At 61.8% G+C, this 25,467-nt stretch carries 24 protein-coding genes; 20 read left to right on the forward strand and 4 right to left on the reverse strand.

The genetic code is table 11. The annotated features are described in order from the left end of the window. From PMI29_RS01960 to PMI29_RS01905, 12 genes are all read left to right on the forward strand, one after another. The coding region (locus PMI29_RS01960) for an HlyD family secretion protein (RefSeq protein WP_008003953.1) at positions 1-270 on the forward strand (270 nt) is incomplete at its 5' end. Beyond that, positions 270-2,327 (forward strand): FUSC family protein, encoded by a 2,058-nt coding sequence (locus PMI29_RS01955; protein WP_008003956.1) that lies wholly within the window; start codon positions 270-272, stop codon positions 2,325-2,327. The genes PMI29_RS01960 and PMI29_RS01955, both read left to right, overlap by 1 nt. Continuing rightward, on the forward strand, positions 2,324-3,814 hold the full coding sequence (locus tag PMI29_RS01950) for an efflux transporter outer membrane subunit (protein ID WP_008003958.1): 1,491 nt from the start codon (positions 2,324-2,326) through the stop codon (positions 3,812-3,814). The genes PMI29_RS01955 and PMI29_RS01950 overlap by 4 nt, the downstream gene beginning before the upstream one ends. Before the next feature lie 79 nt (positions 3,815-3,893). Next, on the forward strand, positions 3,894-4,295 hold the full coding sequence (locus PMI29_RS01945) for a hypothetical protein (protein ID WP_008003960.1): 402 nt from the start codon (positions 3,894-3,896) through the stop codon (positions 4,293-4,295). A 212-nt stretch (positions 4,296-4,507) separates the two neighbouring features. Next, a complete protein-coding gene (locus tag PMI29_RS01940) occupies positions 4,508-5,098 on the forward strand; it encodes an amino acid synthesis family protein (RefSeq protein ID WP_007978708.1) in 591 nt (196 codons plus the stop codon). A 44-nt stretch (positions 5,099-5,142) separates the two neighbouring features. After that, a complete protein-coding gene (locus PMI29_RS01935) occupies positions 5,143-5,976 on the forward strand; it encodes an alpha/beta fold hydrolase (protein WP_008003961.1) in 834 nt (277 codons plus the stop codon). Then, the gene (locus PMI29_RS01930) at positions 5,973-7,454 is read left to right on the forward strand and encodes an aldehyde dehydrogenase (protein WP_008003962.1); all 1,482 of its coding nucleotides are present in this window, start codon (positions 5,973-5,975) and stop codon (positions 7,452-7,454) included. The genes PMI29_RS01935 and PMI29_RS01930 overlap by 4 nt, the downstream gene beginning before the upstream one ends. Positions 7,455-7,466: 12 nt before the next feature. Beyond that, positions 7,467-7,952 carry a flavin reductase family protein gene (locus PMI29_RS01925; RefSeq protein WP_007991923.1) on the forward strand — a complete coding sequence of 162 codons (486 nt, stop codon included), beginning with the start codon at positions 7,467-7,469 and terminating at the stop codon, positions 7,950-7,952. 138 nt (positions 7,953-8,090) lie between these two features. Further along, positions 8,091-9,542 (forward strand): NAD-dependent succinate-semialdehyde dehydrogenase, encoded by a 1,452-nt coding sequence (locus PMI29_RS01920; protein WP_008003964.1) that lies wholly within the window; start codon positions 8,091-8,093, stop codon positions 9,540-9,542. 19 nt (positions 9,543-9,561) lie between these two features. Then, positions 9,562-9,951, forward strand: a complete 390-nt coding sequence (locus PMI29_RS01915; protein ID WP_007991919.1) for a carboxymuconolactone decarboxylase family protein — start codon at positions 9,562-9,564, stop codon at positions 9,949-9,951. A gap of 89 nt (positions 9,952-10,040) precedes the next feature. Continuing rightward, positions 10,041-10,793, forward strand: coding sequence for a GntR family transcriptional regulator (locus PMI29_RS01910; RefSeq protein ID WP_008003966.1), 753 nt, complete (start codon positions 10,041-10,043; stop codon positions 10,791-10,793). 1 nt (position 10,794) lies between these two features. Further along, the gene (locus PMI29_RS01905; RefSeq protein ID WP_007991914.1) at positions 10,795-11,358 is read left to right on the forward strand and encodes an NUDIX hydrolase; all 564 of its coding nucleotides are present in this window, start codon (positions 10,795-10,797) and stop codon (positions 11,356-11,358) included. 123 nt (positions 11,359-11,481) lie between these two features. Here PMI29_RS01905 and PMI29_RS01900 read toward each other — a convergent pair whose 3' ends face one another. Continuing rightward, positions 11,482-11,778, reverse strand: a complete 297-nt coding sequence (locus tag PMI29_RS01900; protein ID WP_008003969.1) for a DUF1330 domain-containing protein — start codon at positions 11,776-11,778, stop codon at positions 11,482-11,484. Positions 11,779-11,848: 70 nt separating this feature from the next. On the opposite strand from PMI29_RS01900, the gene ribBA reads away from it, so the two are divergent. The 6 genes from ribBA (at position 11,849) to PMI29_RS01870 (ending at position 19,198) form a co-directional block, all read left to right on the forward strand. Beyond that, entirely contained in the window at positions 11,849-12,958 is a 1,110-nt protein-coding gene (gene ribBA / locus PMI29_RS01895) for a bifunctional 3,4-dihydroxy-2-butanone-4-phosphate synthase/GTP cyclohydrolase II (protein ID WP_008003971.1), read from the forward strand. A gap of 305 nt (positions 12,959-13,263) precedes the next feature. Continuing rightward, positions 13,264-14,289 carry an ABC transporter substrate-binding protein gene (locus PMI29_RS01890; RefSeq protein WP_008003973.1) on the forward strand — a complete coding sequence of 342 codons (1,026 nt, stop codon included), beginning with the start codon at positions 13,264-13,266 and terminating at the stop codon, positions 14,287-14,289. Continuing rightward, complete coding sequence (locus PMI29_RS01885; RefSeq protein ID WP_008003976.1) at positions 14,286-15,230, forward strand: ABC transporter permease; 945 nt, start codon at positions 14,286-14,288, stop codon at positions 15,228-15,230. The genes PMI29_RS01890 and PMI29_RS01885 overlap by 4 nt, the downstream gene beginning before the upstream one ends. 6 nt (positions 15,231-15,236) lie before the next feature. Then, on the forward strand, positions 15,237-16,046 hold the full coding sequence (locus PMI29_RS01880; protein WP_008003978.1) for an ABC transporter permease: 810 nt from the start codon (positions 15,237-15,239) through the stop codon (positions 16,044-16,046). Positions 16,047-16,062: 16 nt separating this feature from the next. Further along, the gene (locus PMI29_RS01875) at positions 16,063-17,217 is read left to right on the forward strand and encodes an ABC transporter ATP-binding protein (RefSeq protein WP_008003980.1); all 1,155 of its coding nucleotides are present in this window, start codon (positions 16,063-16,065) and stop codon (positions 17,215-17,217) included. Positions 17,218-17,482: 265 nt separating this feature from the next. After that, entirely contained in the window at positions 17,483-19,198 is a 1,716-nt protein-coding gene (locus PMI29_RS01870) for an amidase (protein ID WP_008003983.1), read from the forward strand. Between the two features lie 360 nt (positions 19,199-19,558). On the opposite strand, the gene PMI29_RS01865 is transcribed toward PMI29_RS01870, so the two are convergent. Further along, the gene (locus PMI29_RS01865) at positions 19,559-20,557 is read right to left on the reverse strand and encodes a bile acid:sodium symporter family protein (protein WP_008003985.1); all 999 of its coding nucleotides are present in this window, start codon (positions 20,555-20,557) and stop codon (positions 19,559-19,561) included. Positions 20,558-20,641: 84 nt separating this feature from the next. Here PMI29_RS01865 and PMI29_RS01860 point away from each other — a divergent pair, with 84 nt between their 5' ends. After that, positions 20,642-21,430 (forward strand): AraC family transcriptional regulator, encoded by a 789-nt coding sequence (locus PMI29_RS01860; protein ID WP_008003987.1) that lies wholly within the window; start codon positions 20,642-20,644, stop codon positions 21,428-21,430. Between the two features lie 255 nt (positions 21,431-21,685). Here PMI29_RS01860 and PMI29_RS01855 read toward each other — a convergent pair whose 3' ends face one another. Further along, the gene (locus PMI29_RS01855) at positions 21,686-22,786 is read right to left on the reverse strand and encodes a polyamine ABC transporter substrate-binding protein (protein ID WP_008003990.1); all 1,101 of its coding nucleotides are present in this window, start codon (positions 22,784-22,786) and stop codon (positions 21,686-21,688) included. Between the two features lie 328 nt (positions 22,787-23,114). Beyond that, positions 23,115-24,440 (reverse strand): OprD family porin, encoded by a 1,326-nt coding sequence (locus PMI29_RS01850; protein WP_008003991.1) that lies wholly within the window; start codon positions 24,438-24,440, stop codon positions 23,115-23,117. 349 nt (positions 24,441-24,789) lie between these two features. Here PMI29_RS01850 and PMI29_RS01845 point away from each other — a divergent pair, with 349 nt between their 5' ends. Further along, positions 24,790-25,410, forward strand: a complete 621-nt coding sequence (locus PMI29_RS01845) for a glutathione S-transferase family protein (RefSeq protein WP_008003993.1) — start codon at positions 24,790-24,792, stop codon at positions 25,408-25,410. Positions 25,411-25,467 lie beyond the last annotated feature (57 nt).

A 25,467-nucleotide genomic window follows, 5' to 3' on the forward strand; every position in this document is an offset into this window, starting at 1 on the left:
AACGGCAGCCGCAGCACCCTCTACCTGATGGGCGACAGCAACCGCACCTTCAGCGGCACCGTTGATTCCATTGGTTTCGGCGTGTTCCCTGATGACGGCGGCGCCCAGGCCGCAGGGCTGCCGAAGGTCGCGCGGACCATTAACTGGGTGCGGGTGGCACAGCGTTTTCCGGTACGCATCCGCGTCGATAAACCCGATCCGGACCTGTTTCGCATCGGTGCATCGGCCGTGGCGTTGATTCATGCCGGTCAGGATGAGGACTCGCCGTAATGAGTGCAGCGTTAACCTGGGAGCGACGCTTCTGGCGCTTCCTTGACACAGAGCTTTCGCCCTTTCCGGGGCGGGGCAACGCACTGTTGCGCAATGTGCTGGCCTGCGCTCTGGTGATCATCCTCTCCATGAGCCTGGAAGTGCCGCTGCTGGCGCTGTCGCTGATCATCGTGTTTTTCGTCAGTCAGAGTAATCTGATGCTCACGCGCATGGTCGGCATCCTGTTCATGGTCAGCGCAACCATCGCCATCGGCATTGCCATCCTCCTGCTCAAGTTCACCTATGGCTACCCGTTGCTGCGCATCCTCTGCGCAAGCGTGGTGTTCCTCATCAGCATGTTCGCCATGCGTGCTACGCGCCTCGGCCCACTGTTCTTCGTGGTGGCCATCGTCACCATTTACGTGCAGAGCCTGGTGGACCTCAATACCCAACCGGAGCTGCTACTGCGCGCCTGCCTGTGGGTGTGGATGGCGGTGGTCTACCCGATCCTGGTGACCTTGCTGGTGAATACCGTGTTGTTGCCCAAAGAGCCCAAGAGGCAATTGCGCGAGACGATGCGCAGGCAACTGGCGCAGGTCGACAGGCGTCTGGCCGCGTCAGGTGAGGGGCATCTGGATATGGCGCGGATCGGCGCGGTAGAAGTCCAGCAGGGGTTGCTCAGCCTGCACAAACTATTGAAGTACGCCAGCATGCGCGGCTCAGTGAAAGGCCCCCGGGAGATCGACCAACTGGCGTTGATCACCTGCGTTTCCCGTTTGTATGCGGCGGCTGCCGCGCTGGTGTCCGACTGCAATGACACCGAGGCCCTTGCGGCGTTGCGGCAGGATTGCGCGGCCCTGGCCGCAGCCATCGATAACGACACCTTGTCGCAGCCACGAGTACTGCACAGTCAAGCCTTGCAACGCTTGCTGGCCCCCCCTGCGCTGGAAGAAATGCGCGATGCCTTGCGCGCCTTGGCCATTACCGAACATGCCACGCCATCCGGTGCTCCGACAGCCAGGGAGCCCCTGCTGGTACGCGATGCTTTCAGCAACCCCAATTACCTGTTCTTTGCCTTCAAGACCTGGCTGGCCACGCTGATTTGCTACGTGTTCTACAACGGCGTGAACTGGCCGGGTATCCACACGGTGATGCTGACTTGCGTCATCGTTGCCTTGCCCAGCCTCGGCGCCTCGACCCAGAAGAGCTTGCTGCGGATCGGTGGCTGCCTGGTGGGCAGTGCACTGGCGCTATTGTGTATCGTCTTCGTTGTCCCGCACATCGAGACGCTGGTCGGCCTGCTAGCCATGAGCCTGCCGGTGATCGCCCTCGGTGCATGGGTGGCCGCGGGCTCCGAACGCATCAGTTACGCCGGTCTGCAGATCATGTTTTGTTTCGCTCTGGCCTTGCTCGAACAGTTTGGCCCGAGCATCGACCTTACGGAAATCCGCGACCGGCTGGTAGGTATCCTGCTGGGGGTGTTGGTCAGCACCCTGGTGCATGGCGTGCTCTGGCCGGAAAGCGAAGGCGACGGTCTGCGCCGGCGTCTGGCCGAAGTCCTGCAAGGGATTGCCGCGCTGTTGTGCTTGCCGGCGCTGGGACCTGGAGAAACAACCGACCGCCTGCACGGACAGAGCCTGCGCAGCTGGGGCCAGCTCGCCGAGTGCGAGGCCATGCTGGCGCGGGTGGCCCTGGAGCCCGGCTGGCATCAGGGCGAGCATGAGGAGCTGACACTGTTCACCCAGACGCTGCTCGCCAAGGCGCGGGAGGTCCTCCTGCTGACTGGCCAATTGCAGCGCAATCGGGCAGTGCTCGAAGCACAGCTCCCGGCGTCAACGCAGCGCTGGCTGGACGAGCAGCAACAGGAAATGAGTGACTGGCTAGAGCGATATGCCCTGCACCTGCAAACCCGGGGCACAGCGCTTGAGGCCTTGCCTGCGCTCGACTTTACGACGGCTGAGGGTAGTGCTAACACCGAAGCCCTGCTGCATGACCTGCGAACGCTGCACCACCTGCTGGATTCGCTACCGGACTGGCGATGCTATGAGCAAGGTGCCCTCTCGGAGCCGAGCCCATGAACAGACACGCTCATTGTGCATGGCTGCTCGGCCTGTGCCTGCTACTGGGTGGCTGTGCACTGATCCGCGAAGAAGGCAGCCTGGCACCGCAACGGGACCCGGCCGAGCTACGTCTGGCTGACGACCTGCACCTGGCCCGCGACGGTTGGCCCGAGGCGCGTTGGTGGACGCGATACGAAGATCCGCAACTGAACCAACTGATTGAAATGGCCTTCGCCCAAGCCCCCGGCATCGCGATCGCCCGCAGTCATATCGACCAGGCCAGGGCCCAGGCCGACACGGTGAAATCCTTGACGGGCGTGCAAGTCCAGTTAATCGCGCTGGTCAACCGCCAACACGTCTCCGCCAACGGTTTCCTCGGACCATTCGCCCGGAACGAGCCAGCCCTTGGGCTTACCGGCCCTTGGTACACCGAGGGTGTGGTGGGTCTCGGTGGTGTCTACCAATTGGATCTCTGGGGACGCCAACGAGCCCAGGTCGACGCCGCCCTGGGGGTTCACAATGCGCGTCAGGCTGAAGAGGCCTGGGTCGAACTTGAGGTCTCGAGCAATGTGGCCATGCTGTATTTCCAGATCCAGACAGCACAGCAGCTACTCGACGACTTGCAACACATGTCGGCCATCACCGCCGAGGTGGTGGCCGCGCACCAGGCACGCATCGAGCGTGGTCTGGAGTCGCAGCCGCTGAAACAGCAGGCATTGAGCAACCAGGCACTGATCGATCGCCAGGTTGTCTCCCTGCGCAGCCAGGTATGGCAACTGCGCGAGGCCATGCGGGCACTGCTCGGCGTGGGGGCCGACGTCACCTTGCCGCTGGCCCCGCGCACGTTACCGGAGCACGTTTATGGGGTGCCCGATAGCCTGGGTTACGAACTGCTGGCAAGGCGGCCTGACCTGCAGGCCTTGCGATGGCTGGTGCAGGCTTCCTATTCGAACATCGACGCAGCCAAGGCGGCCTTCTACCCCAGCTTCGATATCAAGGCCTTTTACGGCGCCGACGCCCTGCACATGGGCGATTTGTGGGCCCATGGCAGCCGGCAGATCAACCTCATACCGGGGCTGACCCTGCCGATCTTCGACGGCGGCCGCCTCAATGCCGAACTGGCCAATGCCCGTAGCTTGAGCAATGGCCTGGTGTATCAGTACAACCAGGCCGTACTCGACGCCGTGCGCGATGTCGCCGTGGCCGGCAGCAAGCAGCAGGGGTTGGAGACGCAAGAGCAGCTGCAGCAATCGCGCATCGGCAATATGCGCTTCAATCGCGACAGCGCCACGGCGCATTATCAGCGCGGCCTGCTGGACAGGGTTACAGCGCTTGAGTCGAACCTGCCGCTGCTGGCCGAACATAGCGGCCTTGCCTTGTTGCAGGGGCAGCGGCTGGAAAGCGAGATTGCCCTGATCAAGGCTCTGGGCGGCGGGTACCGCTCCAGCAACGTCATAGCCGTGCACCGCGCGACATCCATTGACTACGTCGATAGTCACCATTGATTCAATGAAATTCTCTTAAAAAATCCACGGCGTAACATCTGCTCCATACCCCCCCATAAGCACCCCGGAGCACACGATCATGAAACGCCAGACCCTCCTCAGCATCGCTTTCTCGGTTTTTGCAGTTAACGCTTTTGCCGCGACCTCTGTTCAACCTGTAGTCGCTGAAGGCGGCTCGGATCGTCTGATTGAAAGCCGTGTGGCTGAAGGTGGTTCGGATCGTCTGATCGAGAACCGCGTTGCAGCTGACGGTTCTGATCACCTGAATGGCAATCGCGTTGCCGCTGATGGCTCCGATCACCTGAATGGCAATCGCGTTGCTGCTGATGGCTCCGATCACCTGAATGGCAATCGCGTTGCCGCTGACGGCTCCGATCACTTGAATGGCAACCGCGTTGCTGCTGATGGTTCCGACAAACTGATGCAAAACCGCGTAGCCGAAGGTGGTTCCGACCGCCTGATCCAGAACCGCACCGCCTGAATGCAGGGCGGTAACGCAAGACTCGACGAAAAACCCGGCCTCACCAGCCGGGTTTTTTTACGTCTTTTAAAAGTCTTCCCCGCCACAAGTAGCGCCTCGCCTGGCTCCTTTTTATCGCCATCCAGCCAGAAACTCCGTTCGGGGACTTGTGCTTCCGGTATTATGGTATACCATCAGACGCACAGACACCCAAAACCTCTACGGAGCAGCTCATGAGTTTCGAAATCCGCAAGATCGTCAGCTATGTCGAAGAAACCTTTATTGAAGGCGGCAAAGCCACCGATAAGCCCGTGACCATGGTCGGTCTGGCCGTGGTGATGAAGAACCCCTGGCTGGGCAACGGTTTCGTCGAAGACCTGAAACCACAGATCCGCGCCAACTGCTCCGACCTCGGCGCACTGATGGTCGAGCGCCTGGTGGGCATCATTGGCGGCGCTGAAAAAATCGAGGCTTACGGCAAGGCTGCCGTGGTCGGTGCCGATGGCGAAATCGAGCACGCTTCGGCGGTGATCCACACCCTGCGCTTCGGCAACCACTACCGCGAAGCGGTCAAGGCCAAGAGCTACCTGAGCTTCACCAACAAGCGCGGCGGCCCGGGCACCTCGATCCAGATCCCGATGATGCACAAGGACGACGAAGGCCTGCGTTCGCACTACATCACCCTGGAAATGCAGATTGAAGACGCACCGCGTGCCGACGAAATCGTCGTGGTCCTGGGTTGCGCCGACGGCGGCCGCCTGCACCCGCGCATCGGCAACCGCTACATCGACCTGGAAGAACTGGCCGCCGAAAAAGCCCAGTAACCGGCCAGCAGAACGACAACAAGAAGGCATTGCAGGAGCGCTCCATGATTCGGCTCACCGCTGAACTCACCCCGGCTGGCACCAGTTACCTGGCGACCGGCCAAGGCCAGCCCGTGGTCTTGATCCACGGCGTGGGCCTGAACAAAGAAATGTGGGGCGGCCAGATCGTTGGCCTGGCCACGAAGTACCGCGTCATCGCCTACGACATGCTCGGCCATGGCGCCAGTCCACGCCCTTCGATCGGCACGCCGCTGCTCGGCTATGCCGACCAGTTGCTGGAGCTGCTCGACCACCTGCAATTGCCCAAGGCAACAGTCATCGGCTTTTCCATGGGCGGGCTGGTAGCGCGGGCGTTTGCCCTGCACTACCCGCAACGCCTGGAAGGCCTGGTGGTGCTAAACAGTGTGTTCAACCGCAGCACCGAACAGCGCGCGGGGGTCATCGCCCGCACCAGTCAGGCCGCCGAACACGGGCCGGACGCCAATGCCGAAGCGGCGCTGTCGCGCTGGTTCAGCCGTGAATACCAGGCAGCGAACCCGGCGCAGATCGCCGCGATTCGCCAGACCCTGGCCGGCAATGACCCTCAGGGTTACCTGACCACTTACGAATTGTTCGCCACCCAGGACATGTACCGCGCCGACGACCTGGCCAGCATTCGGGTGCCGACGCTGATCGCCACCGGCGAACTGGACCCCGGCTCGACCCCGGAAATGGCCAGACAACTGGCCGAACGCATTCCCGGCGCGACCGTTGCCGTCCTCGCCGAGCAACGGCATATGATGCCCGTAGAATCGCCGCGCCTGGTCAACCAGCTGCTGCTGGAGTTTCTGCAGGCCGCGCACTCCCAACAAAACCAGATCAAGGGGATCGTTGCATGACACTCGCACGCTTCCAGATGTGCATCGGCGGTGAATGGGTCGATGCCCTGTCCGGCAAGACCTTTCAAAGTCTCAACCCGGCGCTGGCCGAGCCTTGGGCCGAATTGCCCGATGCCGACGAAGCCGACGTCGAACGCGCCGTGCAGGCAGCGCAGACCGCTTTCGACAGCCCGGCCTGGCGCGGTCTGACCGCCACCGCTCGCGGCAAATTGCTGCGACGCCTGGGTGACCTGATCGCCGAAAACAAAGAGCAACTGGCGCAGCTGGAAAGCCGCGACAACGGCAAGCTGATCCGCGAAACCCGCGGCCAGGTGGGCTATCTGCCGGAGTTCTTCCACTACACCGCAGGCCTGGCGGACAAGCTCGAAGGCGGCACCCTGCCGCTGGACAAGCCGGACCTGTTTGCCTACACCGTGCACGAAGCCATGGGCGTGGTCGCCGCGATCATTCCGTGGAACAGCCCGCTGTACCTGACCGCAATCAAACTCGCCCCGGCGCTCGCCGCGGGCAACACCATCGTGATCAAGCCGTCGGAACACGCCTCGGCGACCATCCTCGAATTGGCGCGCCTGGCCCTGGAAGCCGGGATTCCGCCGGGGGTGGTCAACGTTGTCACCGGTTACGGCCCGAGCACCGGCGCCGCCCTCACCCGCCATCCGCTGGTGCGCAAGATCGCCTTCACCGGCGGCGCGGCGACGGCGCGGCATGTGGTGCGCAGCAGCGCGGAGAACTTCGCCAAGCTGTCGCTGGAACTGGGCGGCAAATCGCCGAACATCATCTTCGCCGACGCCGACCTCGACAGCGCGATCAACGGCGCCATCGCCGGGATCTACGCCGCCTCCGGGCAGAGCTGTGTCTCCGGTTCGCGCTTGCTGGTGCAAGACGAAATCTACGACGAGTTCGTCGCTCGCCTGGTGGAACGCGCCCGACGCATCCGCATCGGCAACCCGCAGGACGACAGCAGCGAGATGGGCCCGATGGCCACTGCGCAACAACTGGCCGTGGTCGAAGGACTGGTGGCCGATGCCATCGCCGAAGGCGCGCGCCTGCGCCTGGGCGGCAAGCGTCCGGAGAATCTGGGCGACGGCTGGTTCTACGAACCGACGCTGTTCGAGTGCGACCGCAACTCGATGAAGATCATGCAGGAAGAAGTCTTTGGTCCGGTGGCTTCGGTCATCCGTTTCAAGGATGAAGCCGAAGCGCTGGCGATTGCCAACGACTCGCAGTTCGGCCTCGCCGCCGGCATCTGGACCCGCGACCTGGGCCGTGCCCACCGCCTGGCCCGGGATGTGCGCTCGGGGATCATCTGGGTCAACACCTACCGCGCGGTCTCGGCCATGGCGCCGATCGGCGGCTTCAAGAACAGCGGCTATGGACGCGAAAGCGGCATCGATTCGGTGCTGGCCTACACCGAGCTGAAAACGGTGTGGATCAACCTGTCCCAGGCACCGATGCCTGATCCATTCGTGATGCGCTAGGAGTCCTGGAAAATGATCGAACCCGGCATTTACAAAGACGTGATGAGCTCGTTCCCGTCCGGGGTCACGGTGGTCACCACCCTGGACCCGGACGGCGGCATCGTCGGCATCACCGCCAGCGCCTTCAGTGCGCTGTCGATCGACCCGGCACTGGTGCTGTTCTGCCCCAACTACGGCTCCGACACCTACCCGGTGCTGCGCGACAGCAAGCAGTTCGCGATTCACCTGCTGTCCGCCGACCAGACCGCCGAAGCCTATGCCTTCGCCGGTAAAGGCAAGGACAAGGCCAAAGGCATCGAGTGGCACTTGAGCGAACGGGGCAACCCGATCCTGGCCAAGGCCACGGCGATTATCGAGTGCGAACTGTGGCGCGAATACGACGGCGGTGATCACGCGATCATCGTCGGCGCGGTGAAGAACCTGATCCTGCCCGAGCAACCGGTGACGCCGATGATCTACCACAAAGGCAAGCTGGGCCCGCTGCCGGCCCTGGCCTAACACAGACCCTGTAGGAGCGAGCCTGCTCGCGATGGTCGTGAACGATAACGCGTGCTGCCTGACAGCCCTTGGCGTTCTCGGGTTTTTCGCGAGCAAGCTCGCTCCTACAGGTAACCCTCTTTTCTTTCAGGAGCCGGCATGAGCCCAGCAGCCTCGCAATTGTTCCGTCAGCAGGCCTACATCAACGGCCAATGGCTGGACGCGCCGCATGGCGCCTGTCAGGACATCTTCAACCCGGCCACCGGCGAGTTGATCGGCCAGGTGCCGAACCTCGGCGCCGACCACGCACGTCAGGCCATCGACGCTGCCAACAAGGCCTGGCCGGCCTGGCGCGCGCTGACTGCCAAGGAGCGCAGCAATACGCTCAAGCGCTGGCATGCCTTGATGCTGGAAAATGCCGACGCCCTCGCGGAAATCCTCACCCTCGAACAAGGCAAGCCACTGGCTGAGGCCAAGGGTGAAATTCTCTACGCCGCGAGCTTCATCGAGTGGTTCGCCGAAGAAGCCAAGCGTATCTACGGTGACACCATTCCCAGCCACAAGGGCGATGCGCGCATTGTCGTCAGCAAGGAGCCGATTGGTGTGGTCGCGGCCATCACGCCGTGGAATTTCCCGGCGGCGATGATCACCCGCAAGGCCGGCCCGGCGCTGGCCGCCGGTTGCCCGTGCATCGTCAAACCGGCTCCGGAAACACCCTTCTCGGCGCTGGCCATGGCCGCGCTGGCTGAACAGGCCGGCATCCCAGCGGGCATTTTCAATGTGATCACCGGTGATGCCATCGCCATCGGTGGCGAGCTGACCAGCAGCAGCCTGGTGCGCAAACTGTCGTTCACCGGCTCCACCGCCATCGGCAAATTGCTGATGGCCCAGTGCGCACCGACGCTGAAAAAAGTCTCGCTGGAACTGGGCGGCAACGCGCCGTTCATTGTCTTCGACGATGCCGATCTGGAGCGTGCCGTCGACGGCGCGCTGATCGCCAAATTCCGCAACGCCGGACAGACCTGCGTCTGCGTCAACCGCTTCCTGGTGCAGGCCGGCATCCACGACGCCTTTGTTGCGCGTTTGGCCGAGCGGGTTTCGCAACTCAAGGTCGGCAGCGGCTTCAAAGAAGGCGTCACCCAAGGCCCGCTGATCAACGAGCGTGCCGTGGCCAAGGTCGAAGAGCACGTGCAAGACGCCCTGGCCCAGGGTGCACGACTGCTGTGCGGCGGCGAACGTCATGCGCTGGGCAACGGTTTCTTCCAGCCGACCGTGCTCGCGGCGGTCACCACACAGATGAAAGTCGCCAGGGAAGAAACCTTCGGTCCGCTGGCAGCGGTGTTCCGCTTCGACACCGAGGCCCAGGCCGTCGAGATGGCCAACGACACCGAATTCGGCCTCGCTGCCTACTGCTACACCCGCGACCTGGGCCGCGCCTGGCGCATGAGCGAGGCGCTGGAGTACGGCATGGTCGGGATCAACGAAGGGCTGATTTCCACCGAAGTCGCACCCTTTGGCGGCATCAAGTCCTCGGGGCTGGGCCGTGAAGGGTCGAAGTACGGCATCGAGGATTACCTGGAACTCAAATACACCTTGATGGGCGGCCTTTGAGCCCAGGGGAGCTACGCAGATGAACAACGAAAAATATGAAAAAGGCCTGAAGATCCGCACCCAGGTGCTGGGCGAAGCCTACGTCAATCGCTCCATCGAGAACGCCGACGACTTCACCCGACCGTTGCAGGAGATGGTCACCGAGTATTGCTGGGGTCATGTCTGGGGCCGTGAGGGGTTGTCGCTCAAGGAACGCAGCATGATCAACCTGGCGATGATCTCGGCCCTCAACCGGCCCCATGAACTCAAGCTGCATGTGCGCGGCGCCTTGCGTAACGGCCTGAGTCGTGAGCAAATACGCGAAATATTGCTTCAGGTCGGCATTTATTGCGGTGTCCCCGCTGCCGTAGACAGTTTCCGGCTCGCCCGTGAAGCCTTCGCCGAAGCCGATGCCGAGGCCTCCAGTTAACCCTTGGCTGTTTGATCTGACCGAGCACATGGATTCCCGTAATCGAAGTGCTCTTTTTTGCATGGACAGCCACAATCAGAGCGGACCCCATGAAACGCCTGCCACTCGACGACAGCTTCAAGGTCAATCGCAACCCCGTTACCCTGCGCGAAATCGTGCTGGATAAACTGCGAAGCGCCATCATGAACTTCCAGCTCCTGCCGGGAGACCGTCTGGTCGAACGCGATCTGTGCGATCGCCTGGGCGTCAGCCGTACTTCCGTGCGCGAAGCCTTGCGTCACCTCGAATCCGAAGGCCTGGTGGAATTCGCCGATGCCAAGGGCCCGCGCGTCGCGATCATTACTCTGGCCGATGCCGTGGACATCTACGAGCTGCGCTGTGTGCTCGAAGGGCTGATCGTTCAACTGTTCACCCTGCGCGCCAAGGCCAAGGACATCAAGGCCCTGGAAAAAGCCCTGGAAGAAAACCGCAAGGCGTTGAAAGACGGCGAACTGCAACAGGTCATCGACTCGGTGCAGGGTTTCTACGATGTGCTGCTCGAAGGCTCGGGCAACCATGTCGCAGCCACTCAGCTGCGCCAGTTGCAGGCACGCATCAGCTACCTGCGCGCGACCTCGGTGTCCCAGGAAAACCGTCGCGGCGCCAGTAACCAGGAAATGGAGCGCATGGTCGAAGCGATCAAGAGCGGCGATGCGCTGGCCGCCCACCAGGCTTGCGTCGACCACGTGCGTGCGGCGGCTGCCGTGGCCCTGGACTACCTCAAGCGCAAGCAGGAAGAAACCGGCGACATCCCGGCGATCACCCTGCCCATCGCGCTGAAAGAACCGCGCATAGGTCGCTGAAGTGTTCAGCCCGAGCTTTTGCCCCAAGTGCGGCAGCAATGACCTCAGGTCACAGCTGCCGCCGGGCGATACGCACGAGCGCCTGATGTGCTGCGGCTGCGGCTACATCCATTACGTCAATCCGAAGATCATTGCCGGCTGCATCATCGAGCAGGACGGCAAGTACCTCCTGTGCCAGCGCGCCATCCCGCCGCGCCCTGGCACCTGGACCCTGCCCGCGGGCTTCATGGAAAGCGGCGAGACCACCGAGCAGGCGGCCTTGCGCGAAGTCTGGGAAGAAAGCGGCGTACGCGCGGAAATCCTCTCGCCCTACTCGATTTTCAGCGTGCCGCAGATCAGCGAGGTGTACATCATCTTCCGCGCCATCGCGCTGGAGATCACCGGTCAGTACGGCCCGGAAACCCTCGACTACAAATTCTTCGCGCCCGAGGATATTCCCTGGGACAGCATCTACTACCCGGCGATCCGGCAGATTCTTGAGCGTTATATCGAGGAGCGCCAGGCTGGGGTGTATGGCATTTACATGGGCAATGATGACAGCGGGAAGATTCACTTTATTCGCTGACAGTTCCCACTCCCCCTGTGGGAGCGAGCTTGCTCGCGATGGCGGTGTATCAACCAACATATATGTCAACTGACACTCCCTCATCGCGAGCAAGCTCGCTCCCACAGGGTTCAGTGGTGTTGGTCAGAGCGGCGGCATGCCCTCGACTATGATGATTTCGGCCTTCGCCACGCCTTCGCGGTGTCCCCTCGCCTCCTGATACAACTCCGAGTGATAGCAAGCCACTGCCTGCTCATAGGAATCAAACTCAATCACCACACTGCGTTGCGGCGTCGACCGGCCTTCCAGTGCTTCGCTACGCCCACCCCGCGCCAGAATCCGACCGCCATACAGCGCAAATGCCTGCGGCGCCCGCTGAGTGTATTGGCTGTATTGATCGGGGTCGGTGACATCCACGTGAGCAATCCAGTACGCCTTCATAGTGACCTCTCGGTTTATTTTGTATTATGGTATACCACATTACCCATCCAACAAATACCGAGACTCCAGCATGGCCTTCAACAGCATCGAAGAAATCATCGAAGATTACCGCCTCGGCAAAATGGTCCTGCTGGTCGACGATGAAGACCGGGAAAACGAAGGCGACCTGTTGCTGGCCGCCGACCGCTGCACACCCGAGGCGATCAGTTTCATGGCCCGTGAAGCCCGCGGCCTGATCTGCCTGACCTTGACCGACGAACACTGCAAACGCCTGGGTCTTGAGCAGATGGTGCCGAGCAATGGCAGCGTGTTCAGCACCGCGTTTACGGTATCCATCGAAGCGGCCGTCGGCGTGACCACCGGCATTTCCGCAGCGGATCGGGCGCGCACCATCGCTGCCGCCGTCACCGCCAACGCCGGCCCCGCCGACATCGTGCAACCGGGCCACATCTTCCCGCTACGCGCCCGGGAGGGCGGCGTGCTGACCCGCGCCGGTCATACCGAGGCCGGTTGCGACCTGGCCCGCCTGGCCGGCTTCACCCCGGCCTCGGTGATCGTCGAAGTGATGAACGACGACGGCACCATGGCCCGCCGCCCGGACCTGGAAGTGTTCGCGCGCAAGCACGGGATCAAGATCGGCACCATCGCCGACCTGATTCACTATCGCCTGAGCACCGAGCACACCATCGTGCGCATCGGTGAACGCGACTTGCCGACCGTGCACGGAACCTTTCGTCTGATCACCTTTGAGGATCGCATCGAAGGTGGTGTCCACATGGCCATGGTCATGGGCGATTTGCGTCGTGAGCAACCGACACTGGTGCGCGTACATGTGATCGATCCGTTGCGCGATCTGGTCGGCGCCGAATACAGCGGGCCGACCAACTGGACGTTGTGGGCCGCCTTGCAGCGTGTCGCCGCCGAAGGCCACGGCGTGGTGGTGGTGCTGGCCAATCACGAATCCTCGCAGGCGCTGCTCGAACGCGTGCCGCAATTGACCCAGCCGCCCCGGCAGTTCAGCCGTTCGCAGTCGCGGATTTATTCGGAAGTCGGCACCGGTGCGCAGATCCTGCAAAACCTGGGTGTCGGCAAGCTGCGCCACCTCGGCCCGCCGTTGAAGTATGCGGGCTTGACCGGGTACGACCTGGAAGTGGTGGAGAGTATTCCGTTCACCGAGTGATCCTCAGCTGAATGCAATCCCCTGTGGGAGCGGGCTTGCTCGCGAAGGCGGTATGTCTGACAGCGAGATGTTGACTGACACTCCCTCTTCGCGAGCAATCCCGCTCCCACAGGGAGAATGCATCGACACTGTAAATTCCATTTTTGGCTGATAGCCGGTACGGCAAAATGCTTGCACAAAGTTTGGAATACCATAATATGATATTCCATAGACCGGACAGTCGAAGCTGACTCGATGGACCTGATGCTCCCGATAGGCGGGCACTCGAAAGCCCCGCTCATAAACACAACAATGAGGGCGTGAAAATGGTGTTGAACAAACGTGCGACCGCGGTTCTTTTTGCGGGACTGCTGAGCGTGACCAGCCAGGCGCTGATGGCGGCTGAAAGCGTCAACTTCGTGAGTTGGGGCGGCAGCACCCAGGATGCGCAAAAGCAGGCCTGGGCCGACCCGTTCAGCAAGGCCAGCGGCATCACCGTGGTGCAGGATGGCCCGACCGACTACGGCAAACTCAAAGCCATGGTCGAAAGCGGCAACGTGCAGTGGGACGTGGTCGACGTCGAAGCCGACTTCGCCCTGCGCGCCGCCTCCGAAGGCTTGCTCGAACCCCTCGATTTCAAAGTGATTGAACGTGACAAGATCGACCCGCGCTTCGTCAGCGATCACGGCGTCGGCTCGTTCTTCTTCTCCTTCGTCCTCGGCTACAACGAAGGCAAGCTTGGCGCCAGCAAACCTCAGGACTGGTCCGCGCTGTTCGACACCAAGACCTACCCTGGCAAACGCGCCCTCTACAAATGGCCAAGCCCTGGCGTGCTGGAACTGGCGCTGCTGGCCGATGGCGTGGCTGCCGACAAGCTCTACCCGCTGGACCTGGACCGCGCGTTCAAGAAACTCGACACCATCAAGAAAGACATCGTCTGGTGGGGCGGCGGCGCGCAGTCGCAGCAACTGCTGGCCTCCGGTGAAGCGAGCATGGGCCAGTTCTGGAACGGCCGGATTCATGCCCTGCAAGAAGACGGCGCCCCAGTCGGCGTAAGCTGGAAGCAGAACCTGGTCATGGCCGACATCCTGGTCATTCCAAAGGGTTCGAAAAACAAGGACGCGGCGATGAAGTTCCTGGCCAACGCCAGCAGTGCCAAGGGCCAGGCGGACTTCTCCAACCTGACCGCCTACGCCCCGGTCAACGTCGACAGCGTGCCGCGCCTGGACTCGGTGCTGGCCCCTAACCTGCCGACCGCTTACGCAAAGGATCAGATCACTCTTGATTTCGCGTACTGGGCCAAGAACGGTCCGGCCATCGCGACACGGTGGAACGAATGGCTGGTCAAATGAAAATGACGGTAACCGCGTCTCGTCCATCCACGGCCTCCGGGAGCGCCACCGGCGCTGCCGGTTCGGCAGTCGGCCAGAGCGTTGCGAAGCAACCCTCGCCGTCGCTGAAGCAGCGTTGGCGTGGCGCCAGTAACCTGGTCCCCGCCCTGCTGTTCCTCGGTCTGTTCTTTCTGGCGCCGTTGATTGGCCTGCTGTTGCGCGGCGTGCTGGAACCGGTGCCGGGCCTTGGCAACTACGAGCAACTGTTCGCCAACTCGGCCTATGCCCGGGTGTTGCTCAACACCTTCTCGGTGGCGGGGCTGGTCACACTGTTCAGCCTGCTGCTGGGCTTCCCGCTGGCCTGGGCAATCACCCTGGTGCCGCGCGGCTGGGGCCGCTGGATCCTCAACATCGTGCTGCTGTCGATGTGGACCAGCCTGCTCGCCCGCACTTATTCCTGGCTGGTGTTGCTGCAAGCCTCCGGGGTGATCAACAAGGCGCTGATGGCGATGGGCATCATCGATCAACCGCTGGAGATGGTGCACAACCTCACCGGCGTGGTGATCGGCATGAGCTACATCATGATCCCGTTCATCGTGTTGCCGTTGCAGGCGACCATGCAGGCCATCGACCCGATGATCCTGCAGGCCGGCTCGATCTGCGGCGCCAGCCCCTGGACCAATTTCTTCCGGGTGTTCCTGCCGCTGTGCCGGCCGGGGCTGTTTTCCGGCGGGCTGATGGTGTTCGTGATGTCCCTCGGTTACTACGTGACCCCGGCGCTGCTGGGCGGTGCGCAGAACATGATGCTGCCCGAGTTCATCATTCAGCAGGTGCAGTCGTTCCTCAACTGGGGCCTGGCCAGCGCTGGCGCCGCGTTGCTGATCGTGATCACGCTGGTGCTGTTCTACTTCTACCTGAAGCTTCAGCCGGAATCCCCGGTTGGCGCCAGCAACGCGAGGTAAGCCGTCATGCTCCTGACCCCCAATGCCATGAGCCGGCGCATGCGCTTCGGCCTGTATGCCACCACCGGACTGATCGGTCTGTTCCTGCTGTTGCCGATCGTGTTCATCGTGCTGCTGTCGTTCGGTTCGTCGCAATGGCTGGTGTTCCCGCCGCCGGGCTGGACGCTGAAATGGTACGGCCAGTTCTTCTCCAACGCCGACTGGATGAACGCGGCGATGGCCAGCCTCAAGGTGGCGGTGCTGACGACGTTCTTCGCCGTCGCGCTGGGCCTGCCGACCGCCTTCGCCCTGGTGCGCGGCCGTTTCCCCGGCCGGGAAATGCTCTACGGCCTGTTCACCCTGCCGATGATCGTGCCGCTGGTGATCATCGCCGTGGCGGTGTACGCGCTGTTCCTGAAACTGGGTTACACCGGGACCATGTTCGCGTTCGTGGTCAGCCACGTCATCGTCGCGTTGCCGTTCACCATCATCTCGATCATCAACTCGCTGAAGCTGTTCGATCAGTCAATTGAAGATGCGGCAGTGATCTGTGGAGCTTCGCGCCTGCAAGCGGTGTACAAGGTGACCTTCCCGGCGATCCGCCCGGGCATGGTCGCCGGTGCCCTCTTCGCCTTCCTCGTCTCGTGGGATGAAGTGGTACTGAGCGTGATGATGGCCAGCCCGACCCTGCAAACCCTTCCCGTGAAAATGTGGACCACCTTGCGCCAGGACCTGACGCCCGTGATCGCCGTCGCTTCGACGCTGCTGATCGGCCTCTCGGTATTGGTCATGGTGATCGCCGCCGCTCTGCGCCGGCGCAACGAAATCAGCGCTTGAGCGCCAGGAGTACGACATGAGTGCAGTGATCAAAGATTCCGCGCAGCAAAATGACAAACCCCTGGTCAGCCTGCGTAACCTGAACAGACACTATGGCGATTTTGCCGCCGTGGACAACATCTCGCTGGACATCAAGGACGGTGAATTCCTCACCTTCCTCGGCTCCAGCGGCTCCGGCAAAAGCACCACGCTGTCGATGCTCGCCGGCTTCGAAACGCCGAGCAGCGGCGAGATCCTGGTCAATGGCCAGTCGCTGATCAACGTGCCGCCGCACAAACGCGATATCGGCATGGTGTTCCAGCGCTACTCGCTGTTCCCGCACCTGTCGGTGCGCGACAACATCGCCTTCCCGCTGGCCATCCGCAAACTGGCTGCCGCCGAGCGCGAACGCCGGGTCGATGCGATGCTCAAGCTGGTGCAGCTTGAACAATTTGCTCATCGCCGCCCTTCGCAACTGTCCGGTGGCCAGCAGCAGCGCGTCGCCATCGCCCGCGCGCTGGTTTACGAACCACGTATCCTGCTGATGGACGAACCGCTGGGCGCGCTGGACAAAAAGCTGCGCGAAGACTTGCAGGACGAACTGCGCCAACTGCATCGACGCCTGGGCATCACCATCGTCTACGTGACCCACGATCAGGAAGAAGCCATGCGCCTGTCCCAGCGCATCGCGATTTTCAGCCACGGCAAGATCGTTGGCCTAGGCAGTGGCTATGACCTGTACCAGAATCCGCCGAACGCCTTTGTCGCCTCGTTCCTCGGCAACTCGAACTTCCTCAAGCTCAAGGCCCAGGGTAATGCGGTGGCGACCTTCGAAGGCCAGGCGCTGTCGATCCGCCTCACAGCCGGCCTGCAAACCGGTCAGGACGTGCTGCTGATGGTGCGTCCGGAAAAAGCCCTGGCCCTGAGTAACGAACAGGCCGTTGCCGAACCGCTGGCCGCTGGCTGGAACGAAGTCTCGGCCAAGGTCGTGGAAGTGTTGTTTCTCGGTGAAAGCCAGACTTGCAGCGTGGTCACTTCGGGTGGCACCTCGATGACGGTCAAGGCGCTTTCCGCCGCCGGCATGCCGCTCAAGGCGGGCGACCCGGTGCGCGTGCGCTGGGCCACGGCCGATGCCTGCGTCTACACCGAATGGGCCGAAAGCGACCTGAACAAGGCCGCCGGCGCGCATTGATCCCATGGCCCACAACGGTGGGCCGCTGCTAAAGTGTCACCCTCGGGCCACCACAACGTCGGGTTGTGGTGGCCTTTTTTCTGTCGTCTGTAAGATAAATTGGACAACGGATTCCTAAAATCCCGGTTTAATGCTAAATAGTGCTCAGTATTTTTAACACCCGACCCTGTCGTGCCACACAGTGCAACGAGAATAACGATATGAAAGTCCATTTCGAGAAAAGTGAAGTGTTTGGGACCCTCCACCTGCAATCGGCGGTGGCAGCATGATCGAAGTCACCGAAGTTTCCATTGCCGAGCTGCGTGCAGCGCTCGAATCCGGCCAGACCACCTCGGTTGAATTGGTCCAGGCCTATCTCGCGCGGATCGATGCCTACGATGGCCCCGAAACCTCCACCGCCCTGAACGCGGTCGTGGTTCGCAACCCCGAGGCGCTCGCCGAAGCACAGGCCGCCGATGCCCGTCGCGCCAAGGGCCAGACGCTGGGTCCGCTGGACGGCATCCCTTACACCGCCAAGGACAGCTATCTGGTCAAAGGGCTGACCGCCGCATCGGGCAGCCCGGCTTTCAAAGACCTGGTCGCCTATCGCGATGCGTTCACCATCGAGCGCCTGCGCGCCGCCGGGGCCATCTGCCTGGGCAAGACCAACATGCCGCCGATGGCCAACGGCGGGATGCAGCGTGGCGTCTACGGTCGCGCCGAGAGCCCGTACAACGCTGATTACCTCACCGCCCCTTTCGCCTCCGGCTCGTCGAACGGTGCTGGCACGGCTACCGCGGCCAGCTTCGCCGCTTTCGGCCTGGCGGAAGAAACCTGGTCGAGTGGTCGCGGCCCGGCTTCGAACAACGGTTTGTGCGCCTACACCCCTTCGCGCGGAGTGATCTCGGTACGCGGCAACTGGCCGCTGACCCCGACCATGGACGTGGTCGTGCCGTTTGCCCGGACCATGGCCGACCTGCTCGAAGTGCTCGACGTGGTGGTCGCCGATGACCCGGACACCCGTGGTGACCTGTGGCGCTTGCAGCCTTGGGTGCCCATTCCGAAATCGTCCGAGGTACGCCCGCAATCCTATGCCGCGCTGGCGGCGAACAGTGATGCGCTCAAAGGCAAGAAGTTCGGCATTCCACGCATGTACATCAATGCCGACCCTGAAGCCGGCACGTCCGAAGCGCCGGGCATCGGTGGCCCGACCGGCCAGCGCATCAACACCCGCCCGTCGGTGATCGGTCTCTGGGAACAGGCGCGCAAGGCCCTCGAAGCCGCTGGCGCCGAAGTGCTCGAAGTGGACTTCCCGCTGGTCTCCAATTGCGAAGGCGATCGTCCTGGCGCGCCGACCGTGTTCAATCGCGGCATCGTCTCCAAGGAATTCCTGCACCACGAATTGTGGGACCTGACCGCCTGGGCGTTCGATGACTTCCTGCAGGCCAACGGCGATCCGAAACTGAATCGCCTGGCCGATGTCGACGGCCCGCTGATCTTCCCTCACGACCCGGGCACCCTGCCCAACCGCGAGGGCGACCTGGTCGCCGGCATGGACGAATACGTGCGCATGGCCGAGCGGGGCATCACGCCGTGGGACCAGATCAGCACAGTACCGGACGGCCTGCGCGGGCTTGAGAAGACCCGCAAGATCGATCTGGAAGACTGGATGGATCGCCTGGGCCTCGACGCGGTGCTGTTCCCGACGGTCGCCGATGTAGCGCCTGCGAATGCCGATGTCGATCCGCATTCGGCGGATATCGCCTGGAGCAACGGTATATGGGTCGCCAACGGCAACCTCGCCATCCGTCACCTCGGCGTGCCAACGGTCACCGTGCCAATGGGCGTGATGCCGGACATCGGCATGCCGGTCGGCCTGACGTTTGCCGGGCGCGCTTATGACGACTCGTCGTTGCTGCACCTGGCATCGGCGTTCGAGTCGACAGGGAACAAACGCATGATTCCGCCACGCACCCCGCCATTGGCGACGGACAAGCGGTAATGTAGGAGCTGGCTTGCCAGCGATGGTCGTTAACGATAACGCGTGTGCACTGGATGAACGCGGCGCACTTGAGTCCATCGCCAGCAGGCTGGCTCCTACAGTTTCAGCGTGGGCGCGGTCTTTTGTAGGAGCTGGCTTGCCAGCGATGGTCGTTAACGATAACGCGTGTGAACTGGATAAACGCGGCGCACTGGAGTCCATCGCCAGCAAGCTGGCTCCTACAGTTTCAGCGTGGGCGCGGTCCCTTGTGGGAGCTGGCTTGCCTGCGATGGTCGTTAACGATAACGCGTGTGATCTGGATAAACGCGGCGCGCTTAAGTCCATCGCCAGCAGGCTGGCTCCTACAGGTTCCCGGGATTATCAGGGATCGACCTGAGCCATCAGTTCCGGAATCGATTCCGGCCGATTGGCAAAACGCTGCGCCAGTACCGCACAGACCATCAGTTGAATCTGGTGGAACAGCATCAACGGCAGGATCAATACGCCAATGGTGCTACCGGCAAACAATACCTGCGCCATCGGCACTCCAGTCGCCAGGCTTTTCTTCGAACCGCAGAAAAGAATGGTGATGCGATCTTCCTGATTGAAGCCGAACGCCTTGCCCAGTACGGTCGAAGCCACCAACACCAGCGCCAGGACCACGCAGCAAGCCACCACCAGCCCAACCAGATCCAGCAGCGGAATCTGGTGCCAGAGGCCCTCGATCACTGCCTCGCTGAACGCGCCGTAGACCACCAGCAGAATCGAGCCCTGATCGACGAATTTCAACCAGCTCTTGTTGCGCGCCACCCAGTTGCCGATCCAGCGCCGCGCGATCTGCCCGGCAATGAACGGCAGCAACAACTGCACGCTGATCTTGAAAATGGCGTCGAGGGTCGAGGCGCCTTCGCCGTGAACATTCAGCAGCAGGGTCACCAGCAACGGCGTGAGAAAAATCCCGAACAGGCTGGACGCCGCCGCGCTGCAGATCGCCGCCGGGATGTTGCCCCGCGCCAGCGAAGTAAAGGCAATCGCCGACTGCACCGTGGCGGGCAGCGCACACAGATACAGCATGCCCATGTACAGGTCATTGCCAATCAGCGGCGACAGCAGCGGTTTGAGCGCCAGGCCGAGCAATGGAAACAGCACGAAGGTCAGGCTGAACACCAGCAAATGCAGGCGCCAGTGCCCGGCACCGGCAATGATCGACTCGCGGGACAGCTTGGCGCCATGCAGGAAGAACAGCAGCGCGATGGCGATGTTGGTCAACCAGCCAAAACCGACCGCGACCTGACCGCTGGCGGGCAGCAGGCTGGCCAGCGTGACCACACCGATCAGGGTCAGGGTGAAGTTGTCGGGTAACAAACGGGGGCGAGTCATGGGTTGATCATCCGGGGGTTGCCAGTACGTGAAAGCGACTCTAACGTGACTGGATATTACCGACTAACGCCGATGAGCCCACCGATGCCGCCTAAAGGACATGACAAAAGTATCCGGCGCAGTATTCCCGGGCTGTCCAGCCTGCCACGACCACTCTACGGCCGTACCGAATCGCTGCCCAATCGCGCCCTGACCCGGCGCCACAGCCACCCGTGGGTGCAGCTTTCCTATGCGATTCAGGGCGTGCTCGAAATACAGACCGGCGTCGGACGTTTCGTCGCCCCGCCGGAGCGTGCCGTGTGGATTCCGGCGGGCATGCCGCACCGGGTGTTCAGTTCGCCGCGCACGGAAATGCGCAGCCTGTACATCGATTGCAGCGTCTCGACCTGGGCGCCGCCGGGTTGTCATGTGTTGGGGGTCAGTGATCTGTTGCGCGAGTTGATCCGTGCCTTCAGTCAGATTCCGGTGGAATACGACCAGAACGGTCCACACGGTCGGTTGGCCCAGGTGATTCTCGATCAGTTGGCTGAGGCCCCCCAGATCGACCTGATGCTGCCCCTGCCCCAGGACAGCCGGTTGCGGCAAATCGCTCAAAGCCTGGAGTCGCACCCAGAGCAACAGACCACGCTCAGCCACTGGAGCGACAAATTCGGTGTCACCGAGAAAACCCTCAGTCGCCTGTTCCTGCGCGATACCGGCCTGACCTTTCGCGCCTGGCGTCAGCGCTTGCGTTTGCTTGGCGCCCTGACGCCACTGGAACAGGGCGAACGAGTGACCGACGTCGCGTTGGCCTGTGGCTACGACTCTACGTCGGCGTTTATCGCCGCCTTCCGCCAGCAGTTCGGCGAAACACCGGGGGAGTTTTTTCGCTGAGCCCTGCGCAGGAAAAACTGTACGAACATTTCAAATCTTTTATTGCCGATCAGGCCGCCATCGTCGGAACGCCGCCCGGACCAAGCTCGCTCCCACAGGGGATGTGGGTGTACACAAAACCTGTGCTCGACACAAAAACCTGTGGGAGCGAGCTTGCTCGCGATGGCGGTGGGTCAGTCGACACCTGCATTGACTGCCAGACCGCCTTCGCGAGCAGGCTCGCTCATACAGGGATTTCACATAAACATCCCGGTGTTACTGATCGGACTTGATGCTGGTCCAGACCCGGGTACGGACCCGCTCAAGCTTCTGCGGCAATGGCTGCACGACGTATAGCGTCTTCAATGCCTCGCTGGTCGGTGTCAGGTCCGGGTTACCGGTGATGTCCTTGTCGATCAGTGCCAGCGAGTCCTTGTTGGCATTCGGGTAACCGAGGAAGTCGCTGATCGGTGCGATGACTTTCGGGTCCAGCAGGTTGTTGAGGAATTCGTGGGCCTCGGCGACGTTCCTGGCGCTTTTCGGGATGGCGAAGGTGTCGAACCAGATCGGCGCACCTTCTTTCGGCAGGCGCCAGTCGACGACCACGCCGTTGCCCGCCTCTTTGGCGCGGTTGCCGAATTGATAGAAGCTGCCGGAGTAACCGATGGCTACGCAGATATCGCCGTTGGCGATGTCGGTCATGTACTTGGCGGAGTTGAAGTAGGTGACGTAAGGGCGGACCTTGAGCATCAACGCCTTGGCTTTTTCGTAGTCGTCCGGGTTCTGGCTGTTCGGGTCCAGCCCCAGGTAATGCAGGGCCAGCGGCAGGATCTCCGAGGGCGAGTCGAGCATGGCTACGCCACAGGCCTTGAGCTTCTCCATGTTCTCGGGCTTGAACACCAGGTCCCAGCTGTCCACCGGCGCATTCTCGCCCAGCGCCGCCTTGACCTTGGCCGGGTTGAAACCGATCAGCACGGTGCCGTACATGTAGGGCACGCCGTACTGGTTGCCCGGGTCGTTCTTGTCCAGCAGCTTGAGCAACGCCGGGTCCTGGTGCGACCAGTTCGGCAGTTTGGACTTGTCGAGTTTCTGGAACACGCCCGCCTTGATCTGGGTTTCGATGAACTGGTTGGAGGGCACCACCAGGTCGTAACCCGAGTTGCCGGTGAGCAGCTTGGCTTCCAGGGACTCGTTGGTGTCGAAGGTGTCCCAGGTCACCTTGATCCCGGTGTCCTTGGCAAAGTCCTTGGGCACGGACGGCAGGATGTAATCCGCCCAGTTGTACACCCGCAATTCGCGCGGTTCGGCGTGCACCGCGCTGGCCAGCAGCGACAGTCCGCAAACGGTGGCGCCCAGCATGCGTTTCATTGAGTCCATGGATCGTTTCCCCAAGTGTGGCGTGAGTTCGATGGTTTTTATGTTCTGTACACGGCAGCAGTCTTGAAAATAGCCAAGGGCAAGGAAGTGGAGATTCTGATTGTGGTTTCAACTTGGGTGGCTGACTCAGCCACCCGCGTCTGATTCTTGCTGATGGCGTGGCCGGTTCACAGCGTGAGGCAGGCCAAAAGGAGATCCAAACGGCCAAAAAACGTGTCCGCATTGATCATCGTCTCGAGGCCGGCACATCCAACAGAGGTGTCGACTGACCTGACGCCTTCGCGAGCAAGTCGGATCGCCGCACCGCCGCTCCCACAGGGCGGCGTGATTACAGCAGCGACAACGTGTAATTGATGATGAACCGGCTCTGGTCCACATTGCGGCCGGCGTCAGTGTTCGATTTGGCATTGCGCAAAGTGAACCCCACCCCTTTGAACGTGCCCGATTGCAACACGTAGTCCAGGGTCATGTCGCGTTCCCACTCGGACTGATCGCTGGCGTTTTGCGCCTTGATGTCCTTGCCCTTCAAGTACGCGATCGAGGCTTTCAGGCCCGGCACACCCAAGGGTGCGAAGTCGTAGGTGTATTGCCCGAAATTCGTCTGTTCTCCGGCCCGGGCAAAGTTCTGGATCATCTTGTCGGTGGGCAGGTAGACACTGCCGCCGCCCGCCCCTTTGTCCACCAGGCTGCCCTGGTTGGGCTGGACGAAATTGCTGCCATCGCTCACGCGCTGATGCCCCACCGTGACCGCGTGTCCCCCATGGGTGTAGGTGACCATCGCCGACCAGGTGCTGTTGTCGATTTCACCGTCGTTGTCGTCGGTGTAACCCGATACCCGATAACCTTGTGCGCGGCCGGAGGCAGAGCTGTTGGCACCGCTCGACGTGGTACGGAAGTAGCGCAGGTCGGTGGTCAGTGAGCTGGCGCTGTCGATGGGCAAAATATGCGTCAGGCCGAGAAAGTTCTGGTTGTAGAAGTCCTCCAGTTGCGCGAAGTAATACTGGGTCTTCAGATTCCTGGTGAGGTTGTAGTCAGCACCGGCGTAGTAGAACTTGTTGCTGTCCTGCGTGCTGCCGGCGACCGACAAGCCTGTACGGTCCGTCGAGGCGCGCCCTACCGCATGCTCCAGCACACCGCTGGTCAACGTCAGGTCATCGATGTCGCTCGAGGTGACCTGCGCGCCGGTAAACGATTGCGGCAACACACGAGCATCGTTCGCCAGAAGGATCGGCAACTTTGGCAGCAAGGTGCCGTAGCGAAACTCAGTTCTGGCAAGGCGCATTTTCGCCGTAGGGCCGAAGCTGCTCCAGGTGTCGGCCGCGCCGTCGCCGTCCGAAGGAATCATGCCGCTACCGACGTGGCGACCTGCCCCGCTGTCCAGTGTGATGCCGAGCAACGCCTGGGCATCGAGCCCGAACCCCACCGCGCCCTGCGTAAACCCGGACTCGTAGCGCAACACAAACCCCTGGGCCGCCTCTTCGGTTTTCGAAGGATCCGCTGCGCCATCGCGATTGTCGCTGTTGAAGTACAGGGTGCGCATCGAGAGGCTGGCCTTGCTGTCTTCGAGAAACCCGTGGGCGGCGAAATCGCCGGCCTGTGCACACAGCGAACCGGTGGCCAGCAGGACTGCGGTGGGAATGGCGCGTTTGAACATAGGGTGCTCCTGGGTGTTTCTTATCGTTATTTGAAGGTTTCACCGCCAGTCAGGGCCCGATTACCGCCCACGCAACAACGCTCAACACGAACGCGACAACAGGCGCGCTCGATGAGTGATGCGAATCGTTCGAGGTGAGGGTTGACTGACTGGCTTGTGAAACTCTTAAAACATTTCGGCAGGCTATTATCAAACGCGGTGAAAGTAGTTTTCGTGGAGGGATAAGCCTTGTCGTGCAGGGGTATGGACGATCACTGTTTTTGCATATCGGTGCAGCGGATTTTCACCATACTGACATCATCGGCAGTGTTCGGTGGCTGCCTGTATGTCACGACAAGAGCAATGACTCATGAACGATCAAATCGAGCTGTACGGCGCCAACACCGGCAATAGTCTGCGGGCCGCGATTGCCCTGGAAGAAGCCGGCATCGCCTACACGGCATGCAGGCTCGACCTGTATGCACAGGAGCATCGTGGGTCGGCCTTCCTGGCGCTCAATCCCGCCGGGAAAGTCCCGACCCTGGTCGATCACGGGACAACGCCGGCGCTGGTCATCAACCAGTCCAACGCCATCATCCAGTACGCCGATGCCAAGGCGCCGGGACGGCTGGCACCGGCGCAGCCGGGACCTGCGCGCATCCGGGTGATTGACCGTTATTTCTTTTTCGTGACCGATGTCATCGGCCCCAGCCATGCCGCCTTTTTTCTGCACCAGGCGGGGCAGGACAAGGCGGCGGCGATCATCGATCTGCGGGTGATCGAGCAACTGACTTACGCGGAAAGTTTTCTGACTGCCGGTTTCATGGCCGGAGAGCAGTTCTCCATGGCCGACATTTCGGCATTCACCATCGCCACAGCGTTCCGTGATCGACTGGAATGGAAAGAGCTTCCGCAACTTTCGCGCTGGTTCGACTCGGTCGAAGCCAGGCCGGCGGTACAACGCGGCCTGAATGTGTTCAAGCATTCCTGAGCGGTCGCCGAACACAGAAATGCCCGACACGCCGCCGTCACTGTAGGAGCGAGCTTG

It is taken from the genome of Pseudomonas sp. GM49 (genome assembly GCF_000282355.1).
Lineage (GTDB): Bacteria > Pseudomonadota > Gammaproteobacteria > Pseudomonadales > Pseudomonadaceae > Aquipseudomonas.

What these genes read in the sequence shown, in the direction of transcription:
- PMI29_RS01955 (WP_008003956.1), top strand. Translation starts at nt 270, where the DNA reads ATGAGTGCAGCGTTAACCTGGGAGCGACGCTTCTGGCGCTTCCTTGAC.
- PMI29_RS01950 (WP_008003958.1), top strand. Translation starts at nt 2,324, where the DNA reads ATGAACAGACACGCTCATTGTGCATGGCTGCTCGGCCTGTGCCTGCTA.
- PMI29_RS01945 (WP_008003960.1), top strand. Translation starts at nt 3,894, where the DNA reads ATGAAACGCCAGACCCTCCTCAGCATCGCTTTCTCGGTTTTTGCAGTT.
- PMI29_RS01940 (WP_007978708.1), top strand. Translation starts at nt 4,508, where the DNA reads ATGAGTTTCGAAATCCGCAAGATCGTCAGCTATGTCGAAGAAACCTTT.
- PMI29_RS01935 (WP_008003961.1), top strand. Translation starts at nt 5,143, where the DNA reads ATGATTCGGCTCACCGCTGAACTCACCCCGGCTGGCACCAGTTACCTG.
- PMI29_RS01930 (WP_008003962.1), top strand. Translation starts at nt 5,973, where the DNA reads ATGACACTCGCACGCTTCCAGATGTGCATCGGCGGTGAATGGGTCGAT.
- PMI29_RS01925 (WP_007991923.1), top strand. Translation starts at nt 7,467, where the DNA reads ATGATCGAACCCGGCATTTACAAAGACGTGATGAGCTCGTTCCCGTCC.
- PMI29_RS01920 (WP_008003964.1), top strand. Translation starts at nt 8,091, where the DNA reads ATGAGCCCAGCAGCCTCGCAATTGTTCCGTCAGCAGGCCTACATCAAC.
- PMI29_RS01915 (WP_007991919.1), top strand. Translation starts at nt 9,562, where the DNA reads ATGAACAACGAAAAATATGAAAAAGGCCTGAAGATCCGCACCCAGGTG.
- PMI29_RS01910 (WP_008003966.1), top strand. Translation starts at nt 10,041, where the DNA reads ATGAAACGCCTGCCACTCGACGACAGCTTCAAGGTCAATCGCAACCCC.
- PMI29_RS01900 (WP_008003969.1), bottom strand. Translation starts at nt 11,778, where the DNA reads ATGAAGGCGTACTGGATTGCTCACGTGGATGTCACCGACCCCGATCAA.
- ribBA (WP_008003971.1), top strand. Translation starts at nt 11,849, where the DNA reads ATGGCCTTCAACAGCATCGAAGAAATCATCGAAGATTACCGCCTCGGC.
- PMI29_RS01890 (WP_008003973.1), top strand. Translation starts at nt 13,264, where the DNA reads ATGGTGTTGAACAAACGTGCGACCGCGGTTCTTTTTGCGGGACTGCTG.
- PMI29_RS01885 (WP_008003976.1), top strand. Translation starts at nt 14,286, where the DNA reads ATGAAAATGACGGTAACCGCGTCTCGTCCATCCACGGCCTCCGGGAGC.
- PMI29_RS01880 (WP_008003978.1), top strand. Translation starts at nt 15,237, where the DNA reads ATGCTCCTGACCCCCAATGCCATGAGCCGGCGCATGCGCTTCGGCCTG.
- PMI29_RS01875 (WP_008003980.1), top strand. Translation starts at nt 16,063, where the DNA reads ATGAGTGCAGTGATCAAAGATTCCGCGCAGCAAAATGACAAACCCCTG.
- PMI29_RS01870 (WP_008003983.1), top strand. Translation starts at nt 17,483, where the DNA reads ATGATCGAAGTCACCGAAGTTTCCATTGCCGAGCTGCGTGCAGCGCTC.
- PMI29_RS01865 (WP_008003985.1), bottom strand. Translation starts at nt 20,557, where the DNA reads ATGACTCGCCCCCGTTTGTTACCCGACAACTTCACCCTGACCCTGATC.
- PMI29_RS01860 (WP_008003987.1), top strand. Translation starts at nt 20,642, where the DNA reads ATGCCGCCTAAAGGACATGACAAAAGTATCCGGCGCAGTATTCCCGGG.
- PMI29_RS01855 (WP_008003990.1), bottom strand. Translation starts at nt 22,786, where the DNA reads ATGGACTCAATGAAACGCATGCTGGGCGCCACCGTTTGCGGACTGTCG.
- PMI29_RS01850 (WP_008003991.1), bottom strand. Translation starts at nt 24,440, where the DNA reads ATGTTCAAACGCGCCATTCCCACCGCAGTCCTGCTGGCCACCGGTTCG.
- PMI29_RS01845 (WP_008003993.1), top strand. Translation starts at nt 24,790, where the DNA reads ATGAACGATCAAATCGAGCTGTACGGCGCCAACACCGGCAATAGTCTG.